Here is an 11,108-nt window from a genome sequence, read left to right as displayed (position 1 = left end):
GCTTTAATTATTAATAATAAAATAAGTTATGAAAAACGGAATCCACCCAGAAAATTATAGACTTGTTGTTTTCAAAGATATGAGTAACGACGAGATGTTTCTTTGCAAATCTACTGCAGATACAAAAGATACAATTGAATATGAAGGTTCAACTTATCCATTAATCAAAATGGAAATCTCTTCAACTTCTCACCCTTTCTATACCGGAAAAGTGAAATTAGTTGATACTGCAGGTAGAGTTGATAAATTCATGAATAAGTACAAAAAATTCTCAAAGTAATTTTTGAATTTTAACGATAATTAAAGTCTTTCAATTTTTTTGAGAGACTTTTTTTATTGTAAATTTGTTTTACACATGTCGCAGGCGATGAAGTTTAAAAACTTTCAAATCACAAAGTCACAAAATTAAATTGATTGGGATTGTAAGATTTCCTCTTTAAGAAAACATGAAGCTGCGAAAATCTTTAGATTTTACGTTTTGTGAACTTTTATTAATTCATCTATAAAGCACTCTTTTGTGACTTTGTGGTTGAAAAAAATAAGTACTTAATGTGGTAACAATTATAATATATTATTTATCAATCATCAATTATAACCTATGCAACTCGTATTTTCAGATGCCCAGTTTTGGGAAGATTTCTTACCTCTCACATTTACAAGACCTGTCGCAGAAATGCGTTGCGGAATTTTGACCTTCTCAGAAAGATGGCAGAAATTGTTAGATTCTTCAGAGGTTTCATACTTGACCGAAGATTATTTACAGGAAAAATTTAAAAAATACGAGCTCAAGGAAAGTTTGTTTATTGTTCCCAATTTTTTGCCGAGCGAGAATTTTTTAAATCAAATTAAAGATTTGCAGTTAGGAGAAGCTTTGGTTTACAAAGATGAATTACTCGCGGTTAGAATCAATATGGAAAACTTTTCTTTAAATCAGATCAGTAAAATGACAGATATTGAAGAAGAGGTTTTGTTTTTTAATCACCCAACTGATCTGTTTACCTACAATGAAAAAGCGATCGATTTCGATTTTGAATTGCTTACAAACGGAAGAGCTTCTGCAGAACTTTCTTCAACCAATGGTTTTCTGGGAGACGCCAAAGATCTATTCATTGAAGAAGGAGCCGAAATTGAGTTTTCAACCTTAAATACAAAAACTGGAAAAATCTATATCGGAAAAAATGCCGAAGTGATGGAAGGTTGTAATCTTCGTGGTCCAATAGCACTTTGCAATGATTCGAAATTTAATTTAGGTTCCAAGATTTATGGCGCGACGACCGTTGGTCCGCATTGTAAAGTTGGTGGTGAAGTTAATAATATCGTGATTTTTGGGTACACCAATAAAGGTCATGATGGATTTATAGGAAATTCTGTGATCGGCGAATGGTGTAATATCGGTGCAGATACCAATTCTTCTAATCTTAAAAATAATTACGCGATTGTAAAATTGTGGAATTATAAAGCCGAAAAATTTGTGAGTACAGGATTACAATTTGCTGGTTTAATTATGGGTGATCATTCGAAAGCAGCCATCAACACTCAATTTAATACCGGAACGGTTGTAGGTGTTGCCGCCAACATTTTCAAAAATGGATTTCCGCCTAACTTGATCGACAGTTTTTCTTGGGGTGGAATGAAAGGTGATGAAAAATTTAAATTAGAAAAAGCCTACGAAGTTGCGGAATTAGCAATGGCAAGAAGAAAAGTTCCTTTCACCGAAGATGATCAGAATATTTTGAAAACAATTTACGAGAATTATTGATTTTGATTTAAATAATAAAGCCAACTTTTAGCGAAGTTGGCTTTTCTGTTTTTAAAGAACCTATTTTCCCAATTAAAAGATAAAGTATAAATTTACATTATCAGACTGTTGCTAAAATAAATTCCATGAAAAAAATATTTATTCTCTATTTAATCACTTTTGGTTTTCTAAATGCGGTCAATGCGCAATCTGTGAAAGATATTGTAGGAGTTTATAGTTTGCGAGGTGGAACTCATTTTCTGAAACCAGACCAAACTTTTGTATTGGTTGGCTATGCTACTTTGATTACGGGAAAGTGGGAATTAAAAGATAAAGGGTTAGTTTACTTTATACCCGATTACGAAAAAGAAAAATTTACGCTTTACGGACGGCATAACAAAAACGCTACTGACAGCTCGAAAATCATGCTCTCTTACGGCTTTTACGATGATGAAACCCTTCTGCATTTCGGACCTTTGAAAAAACCTGTCCCTGAATTTAAAAGAATTTTCAAACCAGGACATCGTCATATTTCCTTTCCTTATGTGTATCGTGCTAAAGGCAATTCCGATGAAATATCTTTTACTTATTTCCCCTACGAATATGATGGCAAAAGAAACAAAGAACCTGAGATTTATTCTTTTCAAAACAAAGAAAAATTCAATGATTTTATTGGCTTTTACTGGCGGGTTAAAAATGATAATCAACCGTTTTATTATCAATATAGAAATGATAGGCTTTATTCTGATGAAGATACTTACAGTGAGAAAGATGATTTAAAAAACGCGCTCGAGGAAATTGAAGCAGATTTTAAAACATTAATTTCTGAATCAAATTCGACAGATTTTTCACCGAAGAAAATGTATTCTACGCCTTTATATAACTCAATTGATGTAAGTCCGGAAGAACTGCTGTTAAACTATAAATTTAATGAGCAAAAGAATGCTTGGTTGAATATTCTAAATTATGAGCAAGATGAAGAGTTGTCGCCTGATTATGATTACAACATAACCAATATCTTATTTGAATATCAAAAAGTAGAAGATTTCAAAAAAAAGAATATCGTTATTAAAATTGATGAAGTGCCTATTTTTATTTCACCTTATGCAGATTGAGATCAGTTTTCAAAGGAGAAATTATTAATTTTCACAATGTTGATTTTCCTAATGTAATATTTATCATAGATTTTACTCATTCTAAATAACAAAAATTTGCGTAAATTTGACACTCAATTTAGATAAAAAATTATGTTGACAAAAGATAAAGTTCAGGCCTTTCTGAAAGAAATAGAAGTAGATGATTTAGTACAGAATTTTCAGGTAATGGGAAATGATGTATATATCGATATGACCGCGCATTCGCCAGCAATGCACGAAAAGAAAAAATTAGAAGCGGCCATGAAACAGGCTTTTGCTTCTGAATTTGGTGAGGAAATCGTTTTAAAATTAAAAATTGCTTCTCCCGAACCATCGGAAATTCAGCAAAGTCAGATCAAAGGAAAACAGATTCAAGGAATTCAGAATATTATCGCAATTGCTTCTGGAAAAGGAGGTGTTGGGAAATCTACTGTTGCCGCGAATATGGCAGTGACTTTAGCAAATATGGGTTTCAAAGTTGGGATCTTAGATGCTGATATTTATGGACCTTCTGTTCCAACGATGTTCGATACCGAAGGTGCAAAACCAATAACGGTAGAAGTTGATGGTAAAAGTCTAATGAAACCTATTGAAAATTACGGCGTGAAAATGTTGTCCATCGGATATTTTTCTGGTGCCAATCAAGCCGTAGTTTGGAGAGGACCAATGGCGTCAAAAGCTTTGAACCAAATGATTCGTGATGCAGCTTGGGGAGAATTAGATTTCCTTTTAATCGATTTACCTCCAGGAACTGGTGATATTCATTTATCCATTATTCAGGAAGTTCCGGTAACAGGAGCAGTAATCGTAAGTACGCCACAACATGTTGCGCTTGCCGATGTTAAGAAAGGAATTGCAATGTTCCAAATGGAAAGTATTAATATTCCTGTTTTAGGTTTAATCGAAAACATGTCGTACTTTACTCCAGAAGAATTACCGGATAATAAGTATTATATTTTCGGAAATCAAGGTGCTCAGTTTTTAGCAGAAGATTTAGGAATTCCTGTATTAGGAGAAATTCCCTTGGTACAAAGTATCCGTGAATCTGGCGACGTTGGAAGACCGGCAGCTTTACAGGAAAATTCAAAAATTGCTGAGATCTATAGAACGACCACTCAAAATATGATTGAAAGTTTGGTAGAGAGAAATAAAAACCTTCCCGCAACGGAAGCGGTAAAAATTACAACCATGGCAGGTTGTTCTCCTAAAAATAAGAAAGTATAATTTCTCTCTCTTTGACGGGTAATTATAACATTAAGCTTGAATTAAAACGATGAATAAAGAAATAAAACACGAAGAAACGGTAACTAAAGTGATGGATGCGCTCGAAAGCATTCGTCCGTTTCTGAATAAAGATGGCGGCGATATTGAACTCATCGATGTACAGGGACAAACGGTCCTGGTGAAGCTTCATGGGAATTGCAACGGTTGCCCAATGAGTTTTTCAACGATGAAATTAGGAGTAGAAACTACGGTAAAGCAATTCGCTCCGGAAATTCTGGAAGTGCTGGCAGTAGAGTAGTTTTAAATATAAAGATTGGATAAAATAGAGAACGGACATTGGTCCGTTTTTTATTTTGGGCTCCTTTTGACAGCGGAATTTCAATTATTTCTTCAAATCTAAATTGGATTGAAATTAAATTAATATTTTAGCAGATTAAACCATTATTATATGATTGCCATAATAGACGGCGGTTCTACCAAATGTGATTGGGTGATCCTTGACAATTCCGGGAAACCACATTTGAAAACAACAACCTTGGGTTTCAATCCCAATATTATAAATCCTGATTTTATTGGTCAGGAAATCGATAGAAACGAAGACTTATTTTTTGTTAAAAATCACATCGAAAAAGTGTTTTTTTACGGTTCAGGTTGTGGTACGGCAGCCAATGCAAAAAAAGTAGAAGCTGAATTTATAAAATCATTTCCGCACGCCGAGATTCGAATCAAGGAAGACATGACTGCCGCTGCTTATGCCGCTTATAACGGAAAACCAGCCATTGTATGCATTTTAGGAACCGGCTCTAATTCCTGTTTTTTTGATGGTGAAAATATCAGAATAGATTTGCCTTCTCTTGGCTTTTTAATCGGTGATGAAGGAAGCGGTAATGCTCTCGGAAAACATTTGCTGCGACGTTTCTTTATGAAGAAACTTCCTGCCGATCTGGAAAGAGATTTCATTAAGAAATACAATCTCAAGATCGAAGATGCAATCAAAAATATGTATCATAATCCTCGAGCTAACGCATACTTAGGAGAATTTAATCATTTTATTGCTGAACGAAAAAGCCATCCTTATTTTCAAAATATGGTTTTCGATGAAATGAAAAATTTTCTCGATTATCAAGTGCTCCCTTATCCTGAATCTGGTGAAATTGAAATTAATTTCATTGGTTATATCTCTTATATTTATGAAGATATTCTCCGCGCTGCTGCGGCCGAACTTAATTTAACCATCGGAAAAGTAGTTCAAAAACCCATTGAAAGTTTAGTTGATTACCACAAGAAATATATCTTGAATCTGAACTAGCTTCCTTACTTATTATTAAAAATTATTCACTGCATACAACGTTAGAGGTTTCGTACCTTTATGCGTTCATTAAAATCATACTATATGTCCAAAAAAAATAATAGAGACGAGAAAAATTTTAACCAAGCAGCCCTTGATTATCATAGTGTAGAACCGAAAGGAAAAATCGAAGTTATTCCTTCAAAACCACACTCTTCTCAAAGAGATTTATCACTTGCTTATTCACCCGGAGTAGCAATCCCATGTTTAGAAATTGAAAGAGATCCGAAACTCGCTTACGAATATACCGGAAAAGGAAACTTAGTAGCCGTAATTTCCAACGGAACTGCCGTTTTAGGATTAGGAAATATCGGTGCGGAAGCATCAAAACCAGTAATGGAAGGGAAAGGTCTTCTGTTTAAAATCTTTGCAGACATCAATGTTTTTGATATCGAAATTGATGAAACCGATCCAGATAAATTTATAGAAATCGTGAAAGGAATTGCACCAACATTTGGTGGAATTAACCTGGAAGATATCAAAGCGCCGGAAGCATTCTATATTGAACAAAGATTGAAAGATGAACTGAATATCCCTTTGATGCACGACGATCAACACGGAACAGCAATTATTTCTGCAGCAGCATTATTAAATGCCCTCGAAATTGCAGGCAAAAATATTGGCGAAGTAAAAGTGGTTGTAAATGGCGCAGGAGCTGCGGCAATTGCGTGTACCAAACTCTATTTAGAACTTGGGTTGAAAAAAGAAAACGTATTAATGTGCGATTCTAAAGGAGTCATTAATCATCATCGTGAAAATTTGACCCCAGAGAAATTAGATTTCGTAGCGAAGACCGAACTTCAAACTTTAGAAGATGCTTTAAAAAATGCTGATGTTTTTATCGGTTTGTCTAAAGGAAACGTGATGACATCAGAGATGTTGTTATCAATGGCAGCAAATCCAATCGTTTTTGGTTTGGCAAATCCAGATCCGGAAATTGAATATGACCTGGCGATGAAAACCAGAAAAGACACCATCATGGCGACCGGAAGAAGCGATTATCCTAATCAGGTGAATAACGTTTTAGGTTTTCCCTATATTTTCCGTGGAGCGCTTGATGTTCAGGCAACCGGAATTAATGAAGCTATGAAATTGGCGGCCGTATATGCGATCGCAAATTTAGCCAAAGAACCTGTACCTGAAGCCGTTGTTCTTGCTTATAATTTAAAAAGTCTCAACTTCTCTAGAGAATATTTTATTCCAAAACCATTTGATAACCGTTTGATCACGAGAGTTTCTGTTGCTGTTGCGAAAGCAGCTATGGAAAGTGGAATCGCTGGAAAACCGATCGAAAATTTCGAAGATTACGAAAATGCTCTGTTAGACAGAATGGGTCGTGATGAAAAACTCATCCGTATGATGCAGAACAGAGCGCGTTCTAATCCGAAAAGAGTAACGCTTGGTAATGCTGAAGAATATAATGTACTGAAAGCAGCTCAGATTCTGTATGAAGAAGGAATTGCACAGCCTATTTTACTCGGTGAGAAAAAGTATGTTCAAGAGCAAATGAAGAAATACGGTATAGAACTGAATGTTCCGATCGTAGATCCAATGGGCGATGATCAGGAAGAGAATAGAGTGAAGTATCGCGAAACACTTTGGAAACTTCGTGAGAGAAAAGGAATGAACGAATACAAAGCAAAAAGATACGTTCGTCAAAGAGATTATTTCGGACCGTTAATGCTGAAGCATGGTGATACCGATGCGCTGATCGTTGGTTTCTCTAAGAATTATTCTTCGACTTTAAAACCGATCTTAAAAATTATTGAAAAAGAAAAAGGGGTTGACAAGATCTCCTCCATGATGATGATCATGACGGAAAAGAAGCCTTTGTTTTTTACAGATACGTCGATCAATCAGAATCCAACTTCTGAAGATTTGGTAAATATTGCAAGAATGGCAGAAATGACCGTGAAAACTTTCGCCATAGAACCGAGAATCGCCATGTTATCTTTTGAAAATTTCTCCGGAATTTCTGAGACTTCTAAAAAAGTAGCTAAGGCCGTTTCTATTCTTCACGAGAAGTTCCCGAAAATGATCGTTGATGGAGAAATTCAACCGGATTTCGCTTTAAACAGTGATCATCTTTCAGATTATCCATTCTCGAAATTAGGAACAACTCCTGCAAATGTTTTTGTTTTTCCAAATCTTGAAAGTGCCAATATCTCCTATAAAATCATCAGAGGTCTAAAAGTAGCACAAGTGGTCGGTCCAATTTTAATGGGTTTAAAACAACCAGTTCACGTACTACAAATGCGTGCAAGCGTTGATGAAATCGTGAATCTTGCAACAATTGCGGTTTTGGATGCTCAGCGAAGAGACCAGGATTAAGTATTAGGTTGAATTAAAAACGTCTTATAAAACACACAAAATGATTTATTCTTTAAAAGGAATTGTACAACAACTTCATCCAACCTCTGTCGTCATTGATGTACAGGGAGTTGGGTATTTAGTTGGAGTTAGTTTGCAAACTTCTGAACAATTGGTTTTAGGAAAAGAAACCTTTTTAAACATCCAACAAATTCTACGGGAAGACGCTAATCTGCTTTTTGGTTTTAACACAATTTTAGAAAAAGAGATGTTTAATTTGTTAATAAGTGTTAACGGAGTTGGCCCAGTTTCGGCAATAATCATGTTAAGCTCGTTGTCTTTAAATGAAATTTCAGCCGGCATTTTATCAAATAATAGCGCGATGCTGCAAAAGGTAAAAGGGATTGGGACAAAAACAGCCGAGCGAATCATTATCGATTTACGTGACAAAGTCCAAAGATTCAATGTTTCTGAGGAAAATATTTCTACATTTGTAAATAATAAAGTAAAAGAAGAATCGTTATCTGCATTAGAGGTTTTGGGAATTTCCAAGAAGATGAGTGAGAAGATTGCAGACCGAATTCTGAAGCAGAACCCTGATCTTCGAGTAGAAGATCTGGTGAAGCAAATTTTAAAAAATATTTAACATTTGGAGAAGAATAGTTTTTTTCAGCATAGATTTTTAGTTTTAGTTTTGACGTGTTTTTCGTTTGCAAGTATTTTTGCCCAGGAAAAACCCGCTGACAGTTCATCAGTAAGGCAGGATTTTTCCTTGCCCAACCCGATGCGCTACGATGCATTTTACGATGTGGGCAGCGGAATGTATATTCTCTATCCTAAAATTGGAAATATGGTTGTTGGAAATCCTGTTTCAATGACTTCCGAGGAATATAATCAGTACATGCTTACCAATCAGCTGAGTGATTATTATAAAGAAAAATCTTCGACCAACGCTCTAGGATATCGCAAAGACCAAACCGAAGCGATTAAAAAAGGTTTACTGCCAAGCGTTAATATTAAAAACAAAATATTCGAATCTATTTTTGGCGGTAATAAAATTGAAATTATTCCGCAAGGTTTTGCCTCTTTCGATATTGGCGGACTTTATCAAAAAATCGACAATCCATTAATTTTACCTCAAAACAGAACCAATTTCGCTATTGATATTCAGCAGCGAATTCAACTTGGATTGTTGGGTAAAGTAGGGGAGAATCTTCAATTAAAAGCCAACTACGATACTCAAAGTGGTTTCGCGTTTGAAAACCGAATGAACTTGGTTTGGCAGGCAAAAGGTTCCTGGAAAGATTTACAGTCCAAAGGTTTGAACGATAAAACAACTGGTGGAGAAGATAAAATTATTAAAAGAGTCGAATTCGGTAATGTTAATATGCCGCTTTCTACCAATTTAATTCGGGGATCTGAATCTTTATTTGGATTAAAGACCGAATTTCAGTTAGGTAAAACATACGGAACTTTAGTTTTTTCTCAACAGCAAGGTGAAGCCCGAACAATCGTTGCGCAAGGTGGTGGTGTTTTAAATACTTTTAAATTAAATGCGATTGATTATGAAGACAATCAGCATTATTATTTAGACCATTACTTCTTAAATAATTACGACAAAGCGCTTTTAAACTATCCACAGATCAATTCCAGAATCAGCATCACCAGAATTGAAGCCTGGGTTTTGGATCAAGGATCAGGAAATCTTCAGGATCAAAAAGGAATTTTGGGGATTCGTGATTTAGGTGAAGGAATTTCAGGTTATCCGGATAATTCACAGAACAACCTATATCAAAGTATATCCACCGCAATCGGAACTCCCAGAAATTCCGATACCGATTACGGAAATGTGGTAAAAGGACAATTATTTCCCAATGCTAACGGTTCTCCCGAAAGATATGCCGATGGTGAACAATATATTTTTAATAGAAAAGCAAGAAGGTTAAATCAAAATGAATTTACCTTTAATCCGCAGTTAGGTTATATGTCGCTTAATCAAAGGTTAAATGACAATCAGCTTCTAGCGGTTTCTTATAGTTTTACGTTAAATGGAGACAGCAAGGTTTATAAAGTCGGAGAGTTTTCAGAAGAAAGTCCGGTTTTAATTACTAAAGTTTTGAAACCAAACAGTACGGTAAAAACGACGTCGCCGATGTGGGATTTAATGATGAAGAATATTTATCCATTAAACACCAATCAAATCAATCCAGACGGATTTTTATTAAACGTCTATTACCGTGATCCGCAAAATGGTGGAAAAGTAAATTATTTACCGACGACTGTAAGCTCACCAACGACTCAAGTGAATCCCAACCTTTTGAAATTATTCAACTGGGATCGCTTGAATATGAACAACGATTTACAGGAAGGTGGCGGTGAATTGGGTGACGGGATTTTTGATTTCGTACCGGGAATTACGGTTGATCCAGAAAACGGAAAAGTGATTTTCACCAAAGCAAAACCATTCGGTGCGTTTTTACAAAATGCTTTAGGAACGAGTGATCCAAAATTTGTCTTTAATGAATTGTATGACCAACAAAAACAAGTTGCTTCTCAAAGTAATTTGGCCTTGCGATATACGATGGAAGGTCGATTCAAAGGAACACAAGGTGCGGGGATTTCTCTTGGAGCCATCAACGTTCCACAAGGTTCTGTAAAAGTTTCTGCGAATGGAGTTCAGTTAACTGAAGGAGTTGATTATACCGTAGATTATATGTTGGGTTCGGTAAACATCATTAATGAAACCGTAAAACAATCTGGTCAGGCGATCAATATTTCACTTGAAAATCAGTTGACCTTTAATACGCAACGTAAAAGATTTTTAGGGCTGAACTTGGAAAGAAAGTTCAATGAACATCTTACCGTGGGTGCGACAGTCGTAAATTATGCTGAAACTCCTTTAACTCAAAAAGTAAACTTTGGTCAGGAAGCCGTGAACAATACCATGGCGGGTTTCAATATTTTATATAATAATGAATTGCCTTTCCTCACGAGATTAACGGATAAAATTCCTTTTGTAAACACAGAAGCGGCCTCTAATTTAAGTTTCCTTGCAGAAGGTGCTTATTTAATTCCGGGACAAAATAAGGGAATAGGCGATCAGTCTTACATTGATGATTTCGAACAAAGCACGTCTAAGATATCGTTGAAAGAACCAGCAATGTGGAGTATCGCTTCAAAACCGGAAAAAAATCCTGAACCTTTCTTTTTGAATGGAGATCTGAATGATAATTTGGCTTCTGGAAACGGAAGAGGTTTATTATCCTGGTATAACATCATCCAGAATTCTACATATTCAATATTAGAGTTGGTAAAGTTAGAAACCGAAATCGGTCTCATCAAACCAGCCCAT

General features: G+C 35.5%; 9 protein-coding genes. All 9 read left to right on the top strand.

What is annotated here, in order from left to right:
* The first annotated feature begins 28 nt into the window (after positions 1-28).
* Positions 29-280: a type B 50S ribosomal protein L31 gene (locus ACEYOS_RS05875; protein WP_125024541.1), complete on the top strand. Its 252-nt coding sequence runs from the start codon at positions 29-31 to the stop codon at positions 278-280.
* A gap of 318 nt (positions 281-598) precedes the next feature.
* Positions 599-1,759 (top strand): GlmU family protein, encoded by a 1,161-nt coding sequence (locus ACEYOS_RS05870; RefSeq protein ID WP_373710264.1) that lies wholly within the window; start codon positions 599-601, stop codon positions 1,757-1,759.
* 125 nt (positions 1,760-1,884) lie between these two features.
* On the top strand, positions 1,885-2,853 hold the full coding sequence (locus ACEYOS_RS05865) for a hypothetical protein (protein WP_373710265.1): 969 nt from the start codon (positions 1,885-1,887) through the stop codon (positions 2,851-2,853).
* A 132-nt stretch (positions 2,854-2,985) separates the two neighbouring features.
* Complete coding sequence (locus ACEYOS_RS05860; RefSeq protein WP_373710266.1) at positions 2,986-4,098, top strand: Mrp/NBP35 family ATP-binding protein; 1,113 nt, start codon at positions 2,986-2,988, stop codon at positions 4,096-4,098.
* A gap of 49 nt (positions 4,099-4,147) precedes the next feature.
* Positions 4,148-4,396, top strand: a complete 249-nt coding sequence (locus ACEYOS_RS05855) for a NifU family protein (protein ID WP_373710267.1) — start codon at positions 4,148-4,150, stop codon at positions 4,394-4,396.
* 150 nt (positions 4,397-4,546) lie between these two features.
* The gene (locus ACEYOS_RS05850; protein ID WP_373710268.1) at positions 4,547-5,407 is read left to right on the top strand and encodes a BadF/BadG/BcrA/BcrD ATPase family protein; all 861 of its coding nucleotides are present in this window, start codon (positions 4,547-4,549) and stop codon (positions 5,405-5,407) included.
* 84 nt (positions 5,408-5,491) lie between these two features.
* Complete coding sequence (locus ACEYOS_RS05845) at positions 5,492-7,777, top strand: NADP-dependent malic enzyme (protein WP_373710269.1); 2,286 nt, start codon at positions 5,492-5,494, stop codon at positions 7,775-7,777.
* Positions 7,778-7,817: 40 nt separating this feature from the next.
* Positions 7,818-8,402 carry a Holliday junction branch migration protein RuvA gene (gene ruvA, locus ACEYOS_RS05840; RefSeq protein ID WP_373710270.1) on the top strand — a complete coding sequence of 195 codons (585 nt, stop codon included), beginning with the start codon at positions 7,818-7,820 and terminating at the stop codon, positions 8,400-8,402.
* Positions 8,403-8,474: 72 nt separating this feature from the next.
* Positions 8,475-11,108, top strand: a 2,634-nt coding sequence (gene sprA, locus ACEYOS_RS05835) for a cell surface protein SprA (RefSeq protein WP_373797535.1), incomplete at its 3' end; no start/stop codon positions are given.

Origin of the sequence: Kaistella sp., from assembly GCF_041824135.1 — a bacterium.
Taxonomy (GTDB): Bacteria; Bacteroidota; Bacteroidia; order Flavobacteriales; family Weeksellaceae; genus Kaistella.
This window is presented reverse-complemented; position numbering and strand designations above follow the sequence as displayed.

Coding starts and splice junctions, on each gene's coding strand:
- ACEYOS_RS05850 (WP_373710268.1), top strand. CDS start 4,547: ATGATTGCCATAATAGACGGCGGTTCTACCAAATGTGATTGGGTGATC.
- ACEYOS_RS05855 (WP_373710267.1), top strand. CDS start 4,148: ATGAATAAAGAAATAAAACACGAAGAAACGGTAACTAAAGTGATGGAT.
- ACEYOS_RS05865 (WP_373710265.1), top strand. CDS start 1,885: ATGAAAAAAATATTTATTCTCTATTTAATCACTTTTGGTTTTCTAAAT.
- ACEYOS_RS05870 (WP_373710264.1), top strand. CDS start 599: ATGCAACTCGTATTTTCAGATGCCCAGTTTTGGGAAGATTTCTTACCT.
- ACEYOS_RS05860 (WP_373710266.1), top strand. CDS start 2,986: ATGTTGACAAAAGATAAAGTTCAGGCCTTTCTGAAAGAAATAGAAGTA.
- ACEYOS_RS05845 (WP_373710269.1), top strand. CDS start 5,492: ATGTCCAAAAAAAATAATAGAGACGAGAAAAATTTTAACCAAGCAGCC.
- ACEYOS_RS05875 (WP_125024541.1), top strand. CDS start 29: ATGAAAAACGGAATCCACCCAGAAAATTATAGACTTGTTGTTTTCAAA.
- ruvA (WP_373710270.1), top strand. CDS start 7,818: ATGATTTATTCTTTAAAAGGAATTGTACAACAACTTCATCCAACCTCT.